This window comes from Vibrio rotiferianus CAIM 577 = LMG 21460 (assembly GCF_002741985.1).
GTDB classification, from domain to species: domain Bacteria; phylum Pseudomonadota; class Gammaproteobacteria; order Enterobacterales; family Vibrionaceae; genus Vibrio; species Vibrio rotiferianus.
The window spans coordinates 1-16,377 of sequence record NZ_APHW01000025.1 but is presented as its reverse complement, the minus strand read 5'-3'; the positions used below and the strand labels follow the sequence as shown (position 1 = coordinate 16,377).

Below are 16,377 nucleotides of genomic sequence, written 5' to 3'. Positions count from 1 at the left end.
TATGTTGGATACTAATACTCCAACCCATATTGCTATTGTGCCTGCCGCAGGTGTTGGCAGCCGCATGAAAGCAGATCGTCCAAAACAATATTTGTTGATTGACGGTAAAGCGGTACTGGAACATACAGTAGAGAAACTGCTTTCTCACCCAAAAGTTTCTAAGGTTGTCGTGGCTATTACCGACGGCGATCCATACTACCCTGAACTGTCCATTGCTGAGCACCCTGATGTGATTCGTGTTGCTGGTGGCAAAGAAAGGGCAGACTCTGTGTTATCAGGGCTAAACTATGTAAGTACACATCAGGAGAGCGAGTGGGTCTTGGTCCACGATGCTGCAAGACCGTGTGTATTAACATCCGACATTGACCGTTTGATTGATGTTTGTAGCGCTCACCCAACGGGTGGCATCCTCGCATCTCCAGTGAGAGACACAATGAAGCGAGCAAACACCGCACAAGACATTGATCATACGGTAGATAGAGAAGCATTGTGGCATGCACTGACTCCACAAATGTTTAAAACTCAGCAGCTTACCCAAGCGCTGGCTGACGCATTAGAACAAGGTGTCACCATTACTGATGAAGCTTCGGCTTTAGAGTGGTTAGGCGAAAAGCCGGCACTGGTTCAAGGGAATGCGAATAACATAAAAATTACTCAGCCAGAAGATCTTGCGCTAGCCGAGTTTTATCTCAGCCGTGAGCGCGGCGAATAAAGAAAGGATAGAAAATGATTCGAATTGGTCATGGTTTCGACGTACATAAATTCGGTGGTGAAGGTCCAGTAATCATTGGTGGTGTAGCGATCCCTTACGAGCAAGGTTTGATTGCGCACTCTGATGGTGATGTGGCGCTGCATGCGTTAACGGATGCGCTGCTTGGCGCGATTGCTGCTGGCGACATTGGCCGTCACTTCCCAGACACGGATGACAAATGGAAAGGCGCAGATAGCCGTGAATTATTGAAAGACGTTTACCGTCGAGTCAAAGAACAAGGCTACCGTCTTGGTAATGCAGATGTCACTATCATGGCACAAGCGCCGAAGATGGCACCGCACATTGACGCAATGTGTGCAGCTATTGCCGAAGACCTCGAAACCGACATTAGCAACATTAACGTAAAAGCGACGACGACAGAACGTCTTGGTTTTACTGGACGCAAAGAAGGCATTGCAACGGAAGCAGTTGTACTTCTGTTTAAGCAATAATTAGCAATTTGCTCCTCTAAGCTGTGATATCAGCGGAAATACATCATGTCAGACATTTTATCTTCATTGGCTTACCTAACAGGCAAGCCAGTTGCATCTGCAAAAATCAAAGCGCAACCAGAGCACTTTCAGGTTCGCGAAGATTTAGGTTTTGCCTTTACGGGTGAAGGCGAGCACTTAATGGTTCGTATCCGTAAAACAGGTGAGAACACCAGTTTTGTTGCTAACGAACTAGCAAAAGCCTGTGGTGTTAAGTCGAAAGACGTTAGCTGGGCGGGCCTTAAAGACCGTCATGCTGTGACCGAACAATGGCTAAGTGTGCATTTACCAAAAGGTGAAACGCCAGACTTTTCAGCATTTTTGGCGCAATACCCAAGCATCGAAATCCTTGCAACGGATCGTCACAATAAAAAACTTCGTCCGGGTGACCTGGTAGGGAACGAGTTCGTGGTTACTTTGTCTGAAGTGACAGATGTGACGGATGTTGAGCTACGCCTTGAAAAAGTGAAGCAAGTGGGTGTGCCAAACTACTTTGGTAGTCAGCGTTTTGGTAACGATGGCAATAACCTAGAAGAAGCACGTCGATGGGGACGCGAGAACGTTCGTACCCGCAATCAAAACAAGCGCAGCATGTACTTGTCTGCGGCTCGTTCTTGGATCTTCAACCGTATCGTTTCAGCTCGATTAGAGAAAGGCGTGTTTGATAAGTTCATCGACGGTGATGTTGCGCAGACAAGTTCTGGCACTCAGTTGGTTGATGCAAGCAACATAGCAGATCTACAAGCGCAATTTGCTGAAGGTCAAGTGGCAATTACCGCAGCCCTAGCGGGTGATAATGCGCTGCCAACTCAAGCGGATGCCCTTACCTTAGAACAACCATTCTTAGATGAAGAGCCAGACTTGATGGCTTTGATTCGTGGTAACCGTATGCGCCATGACCGTCGTGATATTGCACTTAAACCACAAGACTTAGCTTGGACGGTCGATGGTAACAACATCACATTAACGTTCTCGCTAGATGCGGGTTCTTTTGCGACTTCAATCGTGCGTGAGTTGGTCATCGAAGAAAAGGTAGAAAGAGAATACTAATGGAAATGGATTCACACAACGCGAAGCCATTAAGAATACTGCTCAGCAACGATGACGGTGTTCATGCTCAGGGAATTCATGCTCTTGCTGATGAACTAAGAAGCATTGCTGAAGTGACGATTGTAGCCCCAGACCGAAACCGTTCTGGGGCGTCTAACTCGCTGACGCTAGAGCAACCACTACGAGTGACCGAGATTTCGCCGAAGACTTTCTCTGTGCAAGGTACTCCTACAGATTGTGTGCACTTCGCGCTGAATGAGTTGATGAAAGATGACTTGCCAGATCTTGTGTTGTCAGGCATCAATCACGGAGCAAACCTAGGCGATGATGTGCTGTACTCCGGTACGGTTGCTGCGGCGATGGAAGGACATTTTCTTGGCGTGCAGGCGATTGCTTTTTCTCTAGTCGGTAAACAACATTTTGAATCGGCAGCTAAAATTGCTCGCCAGTTGGTTGAGCAGCATCTGATTCGCCCAATCCCAACCAATCGTCTATTGAATGTAAATGTACCTGATCTTCCGTTTGAAGAGCTTGGTGAGATAGAAGTGACACGCTTGGGTGCGCGTCATCACGCTGAGAATATGATTAAGCAGAAAGATCCGCGCGGACATGATATCTATTGGCTCGGTCCTCCGGGCAAAGAGCAAGATGCTGGCATCGGTACGGACTTTTACGCGATTGAACATGGCTTTGTTTCAATCACACCGCTGCAGGTCGATCTCACTGCTCACGAGTCGCTGCGCGCAATGGACAGTTGGTTAAAGGAAGAGAATTAATGACTAACCCACATGCTGACAGGTTGATAGCATTTCTTATCTCCAGTGGCATCAGTGATCAACGTGTGTTGGATGCGATTTATCGACTGCCGCGTGAGAGTTTTGTCTCACAAGCAATGATGCACCAAGCATACGACAACAATGCACTGCCGATTGGTCAGGGGCAAACCATTTCTCAGCCTTACATCGTTGCAAAAATGACAGAGCTGCTCGATTTAAAATCGGACAGCAATGTTTTAGAGATTGGCACGGGGTCGGGCTATCAAACGGCAGTTCTTGCTCAAATTGTGGATCATGTCTATTCCGTTGAGCGAATCAAATCTCTGCAATGGGACGCTAAGCGTCGCCTGAAGCAATTGGATATTTATAACGTCTCGACCAAACATGGCGATGGTTGGCTCGGATGGGAAACGAAAGGCCCGTTTGATGCGATTATCGTGACTGCAGCTGCGGAAAGTGTTCCCCAAGCGCTTTTATCCCAGTTGAAAGACGGCGGTAAGATGATCATTCCCGTTGGTGAAGAAGAGCAGCAGCTATTAAAAATTGAACGTCAGGGTGAACAATATCTGTCAACCGTAGTAGAAATGGTAAGGTTTGTGCCATTAGTTGCAGGTGATTTGGCTTAAAGGTTAAAGACTAGGTGAAGAAGTTATTACATCGTTTTGGTATTAGCTGTTTGTTAGCTGCGGGACTGGTTGGTTGCGCGGCTCACTCGCCTGCACCTGTCTCAAGCATAAATAAAGATTACTCAACGGTAGAGCGCGGTAGTTATCGAGGTAGCTACTATGAAGTAAAGAAAGGAGATACCCTTTATTTTATAGCTTACGTCACAGACAAGGATGTAAAAGATCTGGTTCGTTACAATGAACTTGCAGCTCCTTACACGATCTTCCCGGGCCAGAAGTTAAAACTTTGGGCTCCGAAATATAATTCACCTAAATTTGGTCATAAAGTGGAACCCGTTGTTCCACCTGTGGTTGTAGCGACCCCAAGCCCAACCGTGACAAAAACAACACCAGCCAAGACATCAAATTCAAGTAAAAGCTCTAGTCAGAAGCCAACGAAAGTTACACAAAAACAGCCTCCAAAGAAGGTTGAACAATCGAAATCAAAAGAGTATGTTGGTTCAAAAGGTAACCAAAATGTTAAGAAGCCAGCGCCTACAACTACAGCAAAAAATGACAAAGTGTCTAAGTGGTTGTGGCCTACAAAAGGGAGAGTAGTTAAGAATTTTTCAGCGGGCGAACAAGGAAATAAAGGCATCGACATCGCAGGACAGCGTGGTCAGCCTATCGTTTCAACCGCAACCGGCACAGTTGTGTATTCTGGTAATGCGCTAAGAGGTTATGGCAACTTAATTATAGTTAAACATAACGAAAATTATTTAAGTGCATACGCTCACAACGATAGATTGCTGGTTTCAGAAGGACAAAGTGTTAAAGCTGGACAAAAAATCGCGACGATGGGTAGTTCGGGTTCGAAATCGGTCAGACTTCACTTTGAAATTCGTTATCAAGGTAAGTCCGTTAATCCAAAACGGTATTTGCCTTAAAACTTTGAATAACAACTTGCGACATCATTTAGCGACATATTGAGTTGTCATGTCTTGCTAACTCGCCAGGGGGAGGCGTTATGAGTATCAGCAACACAGTAACCAAAGTTGAAGAGTTTGATTATGACGATGCAGCAGTAGGCCGCATTAATAACGAACTTGTAAAATCACCATCCAAAAAAGAGAAGAGCTCGCAAAGAGAGGAATTCGATGCGAGTAATAAGAGCTTAGATGCAACACAGCTTTATCTAGGTGAAATTGGCTTCTCACCTCTACTTACAGCAGAAGAAGAAGTACTTTATGCTCGACGTGCATTGCGTGGCGATGAAGCTGCTCGTAAACGTATGATCGAAAGTAACTTGCGTCTGGTAGTGAAGATCTCTCGCCGCTACAGCAATCGTGGTCTTGCACTTCTTGATCTCATCGAAGAAGGCAACCTAGGTTTGATCCGTGCGGTAGAGAAATTTGATCCGGAAAGAGGCTTCCGCTTCTCAACTTACGCAACGTGGTGGATCCGCCAAACGATCGAGCGTGCGTTGATGAACCAAACTCGTACCATTCGTCTGCCAATTCATGTGGTTAAAGAGCTGAACATTTATCTGCGTACCGCGCGTGAACTTTCTCAGAAGCTCGATCATGAACCAACAGCAGAAGAGATTGCTGCACAGCTAGATATCCCGGTAGAAGACGTAAGCAAAATGCTTCGCCTTAACGAGCGTATTAGTTCTGTTGATACACCAATTGGTGGTGACGGCGAGAAAGCGCTGTTGGATATTATTCCTGATGCCAACAATTCAGATCCTGAAGTTTCCACTCAGGACGACGACATTAAATCTTCATTGATCCATTGGTTAGAAGAGCTGAATCCAAAACAGAAAGAAGTGCTTGCACGTCGGTTTGGTCTGCTTGGCTATGAGCCATCAACACTTGAAGAAGTGGGACGTGAGATTGGTCTAACACGCGAACGTGTTCGTCAGATCCAAGTGGAAGGCTTACGTCGACTACGTGAGATCTTGATTAAACAAGGTCTGAACATGGAAAACTTGTTCAACGTAGAAGATGATTAGGTAGAAGCGCTGTAGAGGCGAGTTCAGAACAAACCAAAGGCTATGGGTGACCATAGCCTTTTTGCGTTTTACTGGATAAGTTTAGGAACTAGAGCATCTTCTTCAAGCGGTAAAGCTCTTCCAGTGCCTGGCGAGGCGTTAGATCGTCAGGATCAATATTCGACAATGCTTGTTCAACATCACTTGGTTCTGGGATCAAGCTGAGTTGGTTTGCCACATCGACCGTACTAGGGCGAGGCGAATCATTGCCTTGACCTAATTGTTCAAGTTGCGATAGCTTGTTACGCGCATTCTTAATCACTGGCTTTGGAACACCTGCTAAACCAGCAACCGCTAGACCGTAAGACTTGCTTGCCGCTCCTTCTTGAACTGCGTGCATAAAGGCAATGCTGTCTCCGTGTTCTACCGCATCAAGGTGAACGTTGGCTAAGTTTGGCAGTAGGTTTGGTAGCTCAGTCAGTTCGAAATAGTGCGTTGCGAACAGCGTCATTGCACCAATCTGAGTTGCAAGCCATTCTGCACTTGCCCATGCCAAAGAAAGACCATCGTAAGTACTGGTACCGCGACCGATCTCATCCATTAGCACCAAGCTGTTCTTAGTTGCGTTGTGAAGAATGTTGGCTGTTTCGGTCATTTCAACCATGAAAGTTGAACGGCCAGAGGCCAAATCATCAGACGCACCGATACGAGTAAAGATACGATCCAAAGAGCCAATATGAGCCGATTCTGCAGGTACGTATGAACCAATGTGAGCCATCAAAGCAATCAATGCGGTTTGGCGCATATAGGTCGATTTACCACCCATGTTTGGACCAGTAATGATCAGCATTTTACGGTTTGAACTTAGCTCAATAGGGTTGGCAATAAACGGCTCGCTGGTTACTTGCTCTACGACAGGGTGACGACCGGCTTGAATGCTGATGCCCGCTTCTTTATCCAAAGTTGGGCGACAGTAATCAAGTGAATCTGCACGCTCGGCTAGGTTTTGTAGTACGTCTAACTGAGAAATCGCCGAAGCAAGGTTTTGCATCTTCTCAAGGTTTGGCATCAACAAATCAAACAGCTCTTCCCACAGCTTTTTCTCTACTGCTAGCGCTTTTGATTTAGAGTTCAGTACCTTATCTTCATGCTCTTTCAACTCAGGAATGATGTAGCGTTCTGCATTTTTCAGCGTTTGGCGACGCACATAGTGTGGTGGAACCAAGTGGCTTTGACCACGACTTACCTGAATGAAGAAGCCGTGTACAGCGTTGTAGCCAACTTTTAGGGTGTCGATACCATGACGTTCGCGTTCGTCAGCTTCGAGTTTTTCTAGATACTCGGTTGCGCCATCTGCGAGTTTACGCCATTCATCAAGCTCAGCGTTGTAGCCCTCTGCAATCACGCCACCTTCGCGAATAACCACTGGTGGATTTTCTTTGATTGCGCGCTCGAGTAAATCACATACCTCATCCATTGGTGCAGCAAACTGAGCCAGCTTTTTAAGGTATGGGTGAGCCAGAGAAGAAGTGACGGTTTCCAACTCTGGCAGTTGCTGCATTGCATGACGTAGACGAGCCATATCGCGCGGACGTGCCGAGCGAAGCGCCAAACGAGCGAGGATACGTTCAATATCACCAATCTGTTTGAAGATTGGTTGAATGTCGGTGAACAAGCTCTGATCTTTGATCTCACCAATCGCATCAAGACGGTTGTTAAGAGTATCGACACAGCGCATTGGTTGATGCAACCAACGTTTTAGCATTCGGCTGCCCATTGGAGTCGCACAGTGATCGAGCACTTCGGCTAACGTATTATCAGTTCCACCAGATAGGTTTTGCGTCAGCTCTAAGTTACGACGTGTTGCCGCATCAAGAATGACGGAGTGATCTTGGCGATCAAAGGTCAGTGAGCGAATGTGCGGTAGGGCAGTACGCTGAGTATCTTTTACGTATTGGATCAAACAACCCGCAGCACACAGACCGAGTGATGCGTGCTCAACACCAAAGCCTACCAAGTCGCGCGTACCAAATTGTTGGTTCAACTGTTGTTTAGCGGTATCTAGCTCGAACTCCCAGACCGGGCGACGACGGTTACCGTTACGGTTCGACATCAAATGTACGGGTTCAAAATCTTCTGGGAAGAGTAACTCACGAGGTGCGGTGCGTTGCAGCTCAGCGGCCATCGCTTCTTCGGTTTCCGGCTCGACTAGTTGGAAGCGACCCGAAGTTACATCCAATGTCGCGTAACCGAATTTACCGTTGTGATGGTAAATCGATGCAATCAGGTTATCGATACGCTCAGACAGCAGCGCTTCATCAGTCACAGTACCTGGCGTAACAATGCGTACTACTTTACGCTCAACCGGGCCTTTACTTGTCGCTGGATCGCCAATCTGCTCACAGATCGCCACAGACTCACCAAGCTGAACAAGTTTAGCTAGATAACCTTCTACCGCATGGAATGGAACACCAGCCATCGGGATAGGTTCACCTGCCGATGCACCACGTTTGGTCAACGAAATATCAAGCAATTGAGATGCGCGTTTAGCATCGTCGTAGAAGAGTTCGTAGAAGTCGCCCATGCGGTAAAACAGCAAGATTTCTGGGTTCTCAGCCTTTAGCTTGAGATATTGCTGCATCATCGGAGTGTGTTTTTGTTCAGCTTTCACAGGTAAGTACTTTTGTTTATTTCCGTAGCGGCTTAGGATACGTGAATCCCTATCAAGTAAAAAGAGACAAAGGGCATTTTTGGCTATGGAAAGAGCAACAAAATTGAGTGCCGATCTCGGCGCATTATTGGCTAAGCATGGACATGTTTTAACCACGGCAGAATCATGCACGGGTGGCGGTGTTGCAACCGCTATTACTGACATCGCTGGTAGTTCAGCATGGCTTGATCGAGCGTTCGTTACTTATAGTAATGAAGCGAAAATGGAGATGCTTGGCGTACAGGCTTCAACGTTAGAAGCGCACGGTGCAGTGAGTGAGCCTGTTGTGATTGAAATGGTGCAGGGCGCAATTAAAAACTCCAACGCGACCATCGGCGTATCCATCAGTGGTATTGCTGGTCCGGGAGGAGGCAGTGAAGATAAACCTGTCGGAACGGTCTGCTTTGCTTTTGCTGATAACCAAAGTTGGCAGCAAGTCGAAACCATGCATTTTACTGGTGATCGTGCAGAAGTTCGCAAAAAAGCGGTCGAGCATGCACTGACTCAATTGCATCAACATCTGATTTAGAATTTGTGAAATTGTCTTAGCCCAGCGTTGATAAGGGCTAGAGCAAATCACAGCTTTAGGTCTGCCAAATTTTTTTCATACAGGTATAGACACTGTATGAATCAACAGTATAATAACTTTCATTGCTGAGCAGTTCTTCTGCTTAAGAAAAATGAATTACTATTCGTCGCCCAAAGAAGATGAATAAATCGGAGAAAGTAATGGACGAGAACAAACAGAAAGCGCTCGCCGCTGCGCTAGGTCAAATTGAAAAGCAATTCGGTAAAGGCTCTATCATGCGCCTTGGTGATAACCGCGCAATGGACGTAGAAACCATCTCAACGGGTTCTCTTTCTCTTGATATCGCTTTGGGTGCTGGTGGTCTACCAATGGGTCGTATCGTAGAAATCTACGGTCCAGAATCTTCAGGTAAAACAACGCTAACTCTTGAGTTGATTGCTGCTGCGCAACGTGAAGGCAAAACTTGTGCGTTTATCGATGCAGAGCACGCTCTAGATCCTGTATACGCAAAGAAACTTGGCGTTGATATCGATGCACTATTGGTTTCTCAGCCAGACACTGGTGAGCAAGCGCTAGAAATCTGTGACGCACTTGCACGTTCTGGTGCTATCGACGTTATGGTTGTCGACTCAGTTGCTGCACTAACACCAAAAGCAGAAATCGAAGGCGAAATGGGCGACAGCCACATGGGTCTTCAAGCACGTATGCTTTCTCAAGCGATGCGTAAGCTAACGGGTAACCTAAAGCAATCTAACTGTATGTGTATCTTCATCAACCAAATCCGTATGAAGATTGGTGTGATGTTCGGTAACCCTGAAACAACAACAGGTGGTAACGCACTTAAGTTCTACGCTTCTGTTCGCCTAGATATTCGTCGTACTGGCGCAATCAAAGAAGGTGACGAAGTAGTAGGTAACGAAACGCGCATCAAAGTTGTTAAGAACAAGATTGCTGCACCGTTTAAAGAAGCAAACACGCAAATCATGTACGGCCAAGGTTTCAACCGTGAAGGTGAACTGATTGACCTAGGCGTGAAGCACAAGCTAGTTGAAAAAGCGGGTGCATGGTACAGCTACCAAGGCGACAAGATTGGCCAAGGTAAAGCAAACGCTTGTAACTACCTACGCGAAAACCCAGAAATCGGTAAGACTATCGATACTAAACTGCGTGAAATGCTACTTTCACCAGCACTACCTGAAGCACCAGAAGCCGGTGAAAAATCAGAGCAAGAAGAAGAGTTTTAATCTTCTGATTGAATCATGTTGAACAAAGCCCTGCTATGCGGGGCTTTGTTGTATCTGCTGAAATCAAAACCGAAAACACAAGGGCAGACTCATATCAATTAGGGTAGGTCAGCGTTCAGAACTAGCGCCTATGTAAGCTAGAGTGAGTGGTTATTTACTACGATTGTTATAGAGCCTGTACAGCAAAAATAGTTTTAGGAACACTATGTACCAAAAGCGTCAAGCGCCGACCCTATCCAGCAAAGAAGCGGCTATTCAATTATTGAGCCGTCGAGACCATGGGCAATACGAGCTATACCAAAAGCTGGCTCTAAAAGGTTATGAAGAGGCAGAGATAGAAGCGGCAATCAATTTTTGTCTCGACCATAACTATTTGGATGACCTGCGTTATGCCAAAAGCCAAGTGCGCCAGCATGTTTACAAAGGTCACGGTGAGCGCCGCATTCGTCAAGAATTGAACCAAAAGCGTGTCGCAGAATCCATCATTGATATGGCGATGGCAGAAGAGCCACAAGACTGGTTTGAACTGGCAAGAATGGCTGCTGAGAAGAAATTCAAAGGAATTAAAGCCAAAGACCAGAAAGAGTACGCTAAACAGGTGCGATTTCTGCAATATCGTGGCTACAGTTTTGACCAAATCAGCTACGCGCTGAGCTTTGAGGACGAAGATTCATAGTGAATGACTCACGTTGATTTTTGTTTTACCTTAAATTTTTTCTTCTACCCCCTCTTTTCCGCAAGAAAACTAGTCGTAGCTGATTGCATGATCTACAATACGGCAAAATTCTAACTCGACTATTTTCAGGAAGAGCTGCATGTACATGAGCACTGATGAGGTTCGTAACGCGTTCCTCAAGTTCTTTGAGAGCAAAGGACACCAAATCGTAGAAAGTTCATCGTTAGTTCCACATAACGACCCAACCCTGCTGTTCACAAACGCGGGTATGAACCAATTTAAAGATTGTTTCTTAGGCTTAGAAAAACGAGCCTACACTCGAGCGACTACGGCTCAACGTTGTGTACGTGCTGGTGGTAAACACAACGACCTGGAAAACGTTGGCTTTACAGCTCGTCACCACACTTTCTTTGAAATGCTAGGCAACTTCAGCTTTGGCGATTACTTCAAAGAAGACGCGATTGCTTTCGCATGGGAATTTCTAACTGAAACTCTTAAGCTGCCAGCAGACCGTCTACTAGTAACGGTTTACGAGACAGATGACGAAGCATTCGATATCTGGAACAAAAAAGTAGGCGTTCCAGCAGACCGCATTATCCGCATTGGCGACAAGAAAGGTGGTAAACCATACGAGTCAGATAACTTCTGGCAAATGGGTGACACTGGCCCTTGTGGTCCATGTACTGAAATTTTCTACGATCACGGTGAGCACATCTGGGGTGGCCGTCCTGGCACGCCTGAAGAAGATGGTGACCGTTTCATCGAGATCTGGAACAACGTATTCATGCAGTTCAACCGTCACGCAGACGGCACTATGGAACCGCTACCAAAACCATCGGTAGATACAGGTATGGGTATCGAGCGTATCTCTGCAATCATGCAAGGCGTTCACTCAAACTACGAAATCGATGTATTCCAAGCTCTAATCAAAGCAGCTGCTGAAGTGATCGGTTACGAAGACCTATCGAACCAATCGCTACGCGTTATCGCAGACCACATCCGTTCATGTTCATTCCTGATCGTTGATGGCGTAATGCCTTCAAACGAAGGTCGTGGTTACGTGCTACGTCGTATTATCCGTCGTGCAGTTCGTCACGGTAACAAGCTAGGCGCACAAGGTGCATTCTTCCACAAGTTGGTTGGTGTACTAGCAGACATCATGGGTACGGCTGGTGAAGAGCTGAAGCGTCAACAAGCTGTGGTTGAAAAAGTATTGCGTATCGAAGAAGAAAACTTCGGTCGTACACTGGAGCGTGGTATGGCGATTCTAAACGAAGCGCTAGATAACCTAGACGGTAAAGTGCTAGACGGCGAAACCGTATTCAAACTTTACGACACTTACGGCTTCCCAGCTGACTTAACTAACGACGTTGCACGTGAGCGTGAGTTCGCTATCGACGAAGAAGGTTTCGAGAAAGCGATGGAAGAGCAGCGTCAACGTGCACGTGAAGCAGGTAACTTCGGTACTGATTACAACGCAGCAATCAAAGTTGATACGCAAACAGAATTCTGTGGTTACACAGGCACTAAAGGTTCTAGCTCAGTTGCTGCGATGTTTGTTGAAGGCAACGAAGTAGATTCGCTATCTGCAGGCGACAAAGCAATCATCGTACTTGGTGAGACACCATTCTACGCTGAGTCAGGCGGTCAATGTGGTGACGCTGGTGAAATCCGCACGGAGTCTGGTGTATTCCGTGTTGAAGACACTCAGAAACTAGGCAACGCAATCGCACACCACGGTGTAATGGCCGAAGGCGTTCTAGCGAAAGGTGACGAAGTAGCAACTATCGTTGACGCCGAGCGTCGTGCCGCTATCTCTCTAAATCACTCAGCGACGCACTTGCTGCATGCTGCGCTACGCCAACTTCTTGGTGAGCACGTAACGCAGAAAGGTTCACTAGTGAAACCAGATAGCCTACGTTTCGACTTTTCTCACCTAGAAGCGGTAACGGCTGCAGAGCTGAAAGAAGTTGAGCGTCTAGTGAACGCGCAAATTCGCCGTAACCACAAGGTTGAAACCAACGTGATGGACATTGAGTCTGCGAAGAAGAAAGGCGCAATGGCATTGTTTGGTGAGAAGTACGATGACGAAGTTCGCGTACTGTCTATGGGCGATTTCTCTACTGAGCTTTGTGGTGGTATCCACGCTTCAAGCACTGGTGATATCGGTCTATTCAAGATCACATCTGAAGGTGGTATCGCAGCAGGTATCCGCCGTATCGAAGCAGTAACGGGTGAAGGTGCGCTAGACGCAATCGAAGCTCAAGCGGCTAAGTACGAAGAGAAACTGGCTGAATCAGCACAGAAAGCGAAATTTCTAGAGAAAGAAATCCAAAAACTGAAAGACAAGATGGCTGCAGCAGAAAGTGCAAACATCATGGGTAAAGTTCAGGATATCAATGGTACTAAAGTACTGATCGCAGCTCTAGAAGGCGCAGATAACAAGAACCTACGTACTATGGTTGATGACATCAAAAACCAAGTAGGTAGCGGCGTTATCCTTCTTGCTAACGTAAACGATGACAAGATCGGTCTGATTGCAGGTGTAACCAAAGACCTTATCGGCAAAGTGAAAGCAGGTGACTTAGTTAAGATGGTTGCTGAGCAAGTAGGCGGTAAAGGCGGTGGTCGCCCAGATATGGCTCAAGCAGGTGGTACCGATGTTGCGGCACTACCTGCGGCGATTCAGTCTGTACAGCCTTGGCTAGAAGAACGCCTATAATTATTTAAAACACAATTTACGCTCAATCAATGTTCTTTGATTGGGCGTAATTTTTTTATGGTAACCAAGTGGTTTAATTGACCGTATTTTAACCAGGTCATTTACGCTGCTTGGTTTTTGTTGTAACTACCGCTTATATAATTTTCAACTAGTAGAATATGAGTGGTCCGAATGAGACTTTGGTCTTGGGAAGGTGAAGACTGGTGAAAAAGCCCCTTATCGTGCAAAAGTTTGGCGGAACCTCAGTGGGTTCAATTGAAAGAATCCACCAGGTAGCTGAACACATCATTAAGGCGAAAAATGATGGTAATCAAGTTGTCGTTGTTGTGTCTGCGATGTCAGGCGAAACAAACCGACTAATGGATCTCGCTAAGCAAGTAGATAGCGTTCCAACGGCTCGAGAACTTGATGTTTTGCTCTCTGCTGGTGAGCAAGTGTCGATGGCACTATTGGCAATGACTCTCAATAAATTGGGTTATGCTGCTCGCTCACTTACCGGAGCACAAGCGAACATTGTGACGGATAATCAACACAATGACGCGACGATTAAACACATTGATACTTCTACGATTATGGATTTACTTCAACAAGATCAAATCGTTATCGTGGCAGGCTTCCAAGGTGTGAATGAAAATGGGGATATCACCACATTAGGTCGAGGTGGCTCAGATACGAGCGCAGTGACATTAGCTGGCGCATTAAGCGCTGATGAGTGTCAAATCTTTACCGACGTTGATGGTATTTATACTTGTGATCCGCGTGTAGTAAAAAACGCTCAAAAGATGGCGGTGATTGATTTCCCTTCGATGGAAGCAATGGCCAGCCGTGGAGCGAAAGTGTTGCATCTCCCTTCTGTGCAGTTTGCATGGAAGAATAATGTGCCACTGCGTGTGCTTTCGACATTTGATGTGAACGAAGGCAGTTTGGTAAAAGGAGAGTCAGGCTTAAAAGCCGTCTCTGGTATAGCCATTCAACGTGACCTTGCCATGATTGAAGTCGATAACGAACATTTGTCTAGCATTACAAAGCAATGTCAGATGTTAGGTATAGACATTTGGAATGTGATCGAGGAAGCAGAACGAACAGGTATCATGATAAAACAAGATGCATGTGCCAAGTTGGATCTGGTGTTCCGCGATAAAATCCGTAATAGTGAACTTGTAAGCCTGTTGACCGCTGTGGGGCTAGAAGCCAATGGAATGGTTGACCATGCCTGTGAATTGTTGGCACAGCAAGATATTACGACCAACTTCTGCTCAACGAATGCACTCACTATGATGCTAGTCTTACCACCTGAATGTGTGGATGCAGCAGCAAATATTCTTCATGATGCTTACGTTACATCTAGTGAAGCATTGAACATTCAGCAAAAACATGCCTTTTTGGGCTAATTTTCGGTAACAAGGTAGTTTACGAAAATATAACTTTTGTTGGATAATAGCTTTGTAGCAAGAAAATTTAGAGATTACTCAAGGAGCAAAGAATGCTAATTTTGACTCGCCGCGTAGGCGAAACACTTATGATTGGTGATGAAGTAACTGTAACTGTACTAGGTGTTAAAGGTAACCAAGTACGTATCGGCGTTAACGCTCCGAAAGAGGTTTCTGTTCACCGTGAAGAAATCTACATGCGCATTCAAGCTGAAAAAGGCAATGGCAACGTTGCTTCAGGTAACTACTAAGCCGCTCCTGTTTACAGAGCTTAGTTTGAATGAAAAAGGCTAGCCGATAGGCTAGCCTTTTTAGTTTCTAATAAATGTCATTTTTTAAGAGAAGACTCTCTTTTTTTCATCATAATAGGGTGGTAAAGTTTGTTTAATAATCACTTTGATTAAATCCGCATCGGTTAAGCGATTTTTGCGTTTTTTTTCAAAGAAAGTGTTTGACATATTTTCGGTAAAACGTAATATGTGCCTCCGCAAGACGGTGAGGTGGCCGAGAGGCTGAAGGCGCTCCCCTGCTAAGGGAGTATACGGTTTATCCCGTATCGAGGGTTCGAATCCCTCCTTCACCGCCATTCTTGCAACGTTGATTTATCAACAAAAGTGCGTCCTTAGCTCAGCTGGATAGAGTACCTGGCTACGAACCAGGCGGTCGGAGGTTCGAATCCTCCAGGACGCGCCATATCTCTTTTGAGATATAACAATGAAAACGGTGAGGTGGCCGAGAGGCTGAAGGCGCTCCCCTGCTAAGGGAGTATACGGTTTATCCCGTATCGAGGGTTCGAATCCCTCCTTCACCGCCATTCATTGACTGGCCCGATGGCCTTTTTTTTGTTTCGTAAGAAACTAGTGTGATTTGCTTCACAACTTCTTAGCAAGAAGAACTGCGCGTCCTTAGCTCAGCTGGATAGAGTACCTGGCTACGAACCAGGCGGTCGGAGGTTCGAATCCTCCAGGACGCGCCACTATTTAATAATTCGTTTGATAAACGGGTTATACAAAGTAAAATAAAGATTATTGCGCGTCCTTAGCTCAGCTGGATAGAGTACCTGGCTACGAACCAGGCGGTCGGAGGTTCGAATCCTCCAGGACGCGCCACTCTTTAGGGTTTCCTTGTGAACTCCTGATATTGGTAATACCGATATCGAAAACTGCGCGTCCTTAGCTCAGCTGGATAGAGTACCTGGCTACGAACCAGGCGGTCGGAGGTTCGAATCCTCCAGGACGCGCCACTCTTTAGGGTTTCCTTTGTGAACTCCTGATATTGGTAATACTGATATCGAAAACTGCGCGTCCTTAGCTCAGCTGGATAGAGTACCTGGCTACGAACCAGGCGGTCGGAGGTTCGAATCCTCCAGGACGCGCCACTCTTTAAAGGTTCCTTTGTAA

The 16,377-nt window shown here is 46.2% G+C and carries 14 protein-coding genes and 7 tRNA genes; 20 read left to right on the top strand and 1 reads right to left on the bottom strand.

The window, feature by feature from the left end; all coding sequences use genetic code 11:
• The first annotated feature begins 1 nt into the window (after nt 1).
• The 7 genes from ispD (at nt 2) to rpoS (ending at nt 5,687) form a co-directional block, all read left to right on the top strand.
• Nucleotides 2–712: a 2-C-methyl-D-erythritol 4-phosphate cytidylyltransferase gene (gene ispD / locus B853_RS12520; RefSeq protein WP_038885716.1), complete on the top strand. Its 711-nt coding sequence runs from the start codon at nt 2–4 to the stop codon at nt 710–712.
• Nucleotides 713–726: 14 nt separating this feature from the next.
• Nucleotides 727–1,203 carry a 2-C-methyl-D-erythritol 2,4-cyclodiphosphate synthase gene (gene ispF / locus B853_RS12515; RefSeq protein ID WP_005425365.1) on the top strand — a complete coding sequence of 159 codons (477 nt, stop codon included), beginning with the start codon at nt 727–729 and terminating at the stop codon, nt 1,201–1,203.
• 45 nt (nt 1,204–1,248) lie between these two features.
• Complete coding sequence (truD, locus tag B853_RS12510; RefSeq protein WP_038885717.1) at nt 1,249–2,292, top strand: tRNA pseudouridine(13) synthase TruD; 1,044 nt, start codon at nt 1,249–1,251, stop codon at nt 2,290–2,292.
• Nucleotides 2,292–3,068 (top strand): 5'/3'-nucleotidase SurE, encoded by a 777-nt coding sequence (gene surE, locus B853_RS12505; RefSeq protein ID WP_071235295.1) that lies wholly within the window; start codon nt 2,292–2,294, stop codon nt 3,066–3,068. The genes truD and surE overlap by 1 nt, the downstream gene beginning before the upstream one ends.
• Nucleotides 3,068–3,694, top strand: a complete 627-nt coding sequence (locus B853_RS12500; RefSeq protein WP_010450248.1) for a protein-L-isoaspartate(D-aspartate) O-methyltransferase — start codon at nt 3,068–3,070, stop codon at nt 3,692–3,694. Before surE ends, B853_RS12500 begins: the two co-directional genes overlap by 1 nt.
• Before the next feature lie 14 nt (nt 3,695–3,708).
• Nucleotides 3,709–4,620 carry a murein hydrolase activator NlpD gene (nlpD, locus tag B853_RS12495; protein WP_038885718.1) on the top strand — a complete coding sequence of 304 codons (912 nt, stop codon included), beginning with the start codon at nt 3,709–3,711 and terminating at the stop codon, nt 4,618–4,620.
• Nucleotides 4,621–4,700: 80 nt separating this feature from the next.
• Complete coding sequence (rpoS, locus tag B853_RS12490) at nt 4,701–5,687, top strand: RNA polymerase sigma factor RpoS (protein ID WP_010450244.1); 987 nt, start codon at nt 4,701–4,703, stop codon at nt 5,685–5,687.
• A gap of 88 nt (nt 5,688–5,775) precedes the next feature.
• On the opposite strand, the gene mutS is transcribed toward rpoS, so the two are convergent.
• Nucleotides 5,776–8,337 (bottom strand): DNA mismatch repair protein MutS, encoded by a 2,562-nt coding sequence (gene mutS / locus B853_RS12485; protein ID WP_010450242.1) that lies wholly within the window; start codon nt 8,335–8,337, stop codon nt 5,776–5,778.
• A gap of 85 nt (nt 8,338–8,422) precedes the next feature.
• Between mutS and pncC the strand changes: the two genes are divergently transcribed.
• From pncC to B853_RS12420, 13 genes are all read left to right on the top strand, one after another.
• The gene (gene pncC / locus B853_RS12480; RefSeq protein ID WP_038885720.1) at nt 8,423–8,905 is read left to right on the top strand and encodes a nicotinamide-nucleotide amidase; all 483 of its coding nucleotides are present in this window, start codon (nt 8,423–8,425) and stop codon (nt 8,903–8,905) included.
• A 200-nt stretch (nt 8,906–9,105) separates the two neighbouring features.
• Nucleotides 9,106–10,149: a recombinase RecA gene (gene recA / locus B853_RS12475; RefSeq protein ID WP_010450238.1), complete on the top strand. Its 1,044-nt coding sequence runs from the start codon at nt 9,106–9,108 to the stop codon at nt 10,147–10,149.
• A 205-nt stretch (nt 10,150–10,354) separates the two neighbouring features.
• Nucleotides 10,355–10,825, top strand: coding sequence for a recombination regulator RecX (gene recX, locus B853_RS12470; RefSeq protein WP_010450236.1), 471 nt, complete (start codon nt 10,355–10,357; stop codon nt 10,823–10,825).
• A 139-nt stretch (nt 10,826–10,964) separates the two neighbouring features.
• Nucleotides 10,965–13,547, top strand: a complete 2,583-nt coding sequence (alaS, locus tag B853_RS12465) for an alanine--tRNA ligase (RefSeq protein ID WP_038885722.1) — start codon at nt 10,965–10,967, stop codon at nt 13,545–13,547.
• Nucleotides 13,548–13,750: 203 nt separating this feature from the next.
• Nucleotides 13,751–14,938 carry an aspartate kinase gene (locus B853_RS12460; RefSeq protein ID WP_010450234.1) on the top strand — a complete coding sequence of 396 codons (1,188 nt, stop codon included), beginning with the start codon at nt 13,751–13,753 and terminating at the stop codon, nt 14,936–14,938.
• Nucleotides 14,939–15,030: 92 nt separating this feature from the next.
• Nucleotides 15,031–15,228, top strand: coding sequence for a carbon storage regulator CsrA (csrA, locus tag B853_RS12455; RefSeq protein ID WP_004415691.1), 198 nt, complete (start codon nt 15,031–15,033; stop codon nt 15,226–15,228).
• Between the two features lie 243 nt (nt 15,229–15,471).
• A tRNA-Ser gene (locus B853_RS12450) sits at nt 15,472–15,563 on the top strand.
• Between the two features lie 30 nt (nt 15,564–15,593).
• A tRNA-Arg gene (locus B853_RS12445) sits at nt 15,594–15,670 on the top strand.
• A gap of 29 nt (nt 15,671–15,699) precedes the next feature.
• Nucleotides 15,700–15,791 (top strand) — tRNA-Ser (locus B853_RS12440).
• 85 nt (nt 15,792–15,876) lie between these two features.
• Nucleotides 15,877–15,953 (top strand) — tRNA-Arg (locus B853_RS12435).
• Nucleotides 15,954–16,009: 56 nt separating this feature from the next.
• Nucleotides 16,010–16,086, top strand: a tRNA-Arg gene (locus tag B853_RS12430).
• Between the two features lie 57 nt (nt 16,087–16,143).
• Nucleotides 16,144–16,220 (top strand) — tRNA-Arg (locus B853_RS12425).
• A gap of 58 nt (nt 16,221–16,278) precedes the next feature.
• A tRNA-Arg gene (locus tag B853_RS12420) sits at nt 16,279–16,355 on the top strand.
• The last annotated feature ends 22 nt before the right edge of the window (nt 16,356–16,377 follow it).

Coding starts and splice junctions, on each gene's coding strand:
- truD (WP_038885717.1), top strand. CDS start 1,249: ATGTCAGACATTTTATCTTCATTGGCTTACCTAACAGGCAAGCCAGTT.
- B853_RS12500 (WP_010450248.1), top strand. CDS start 3,068: ATGACTAACCCACATGCTGACAGGTTGATAGCATTTCTTATCTCCAGT.
- ispD (WP_038885716.1), top strand. CDS start 2: ATGTTGGATACTAATACTCCAACCCATATTGCTATTGTGCCTGCCGCA.
- ispF (WP_005425365.1), top strand. CDS start 727: ATGATTCGAATTGGTCATGGTTTCGACGTACATAAATTCGGTGGTGAA.
- recX (WP_010450236.1), top strand. CDS start 10,355: ATGTACCAAAAGCGTCAAGCGCCGACCCTATCCAGCAAAGAAGCGGCT.
- rpoS (WP_010450244.1), top strand. CDS start 4,701: ATGAGTATCAGCAACACAGTAACCAAAGTTGAAGAGTTTGATTATGAC.
- alaS (WP_038885722.1), top strand. CDS start 10,965: ATGTACATGAGCACTGATGAGGTTCGTAACGCGTTCCTCAAGTTCTTT.
- csrA (WP_004415691.1), top strand. CDS start 15,031: ATGCTAATTTTGACTCGCCGCGTAGGCGAAACACTTATGATTGGTGAT.
- recA (WP_010450238.1), top strand. CDS start 9,106: ATGGACGAGAACAAACAGAAAGCGCTCGCCGCTGCGCTAGGTCAAATT.
- surE (WP_071235295.1), top strand. CDS start 2,292: ATGGAAATGGATTCACACAACGCGAAGCCATTAAGAATACTGCTCAGC.
- pncC (WP_038885720.1), top strand. CDS start 8,423: ATGGAAAGAGCAACAAAATTGAGTGCCGATCTCGGCGCATTATTGGCT.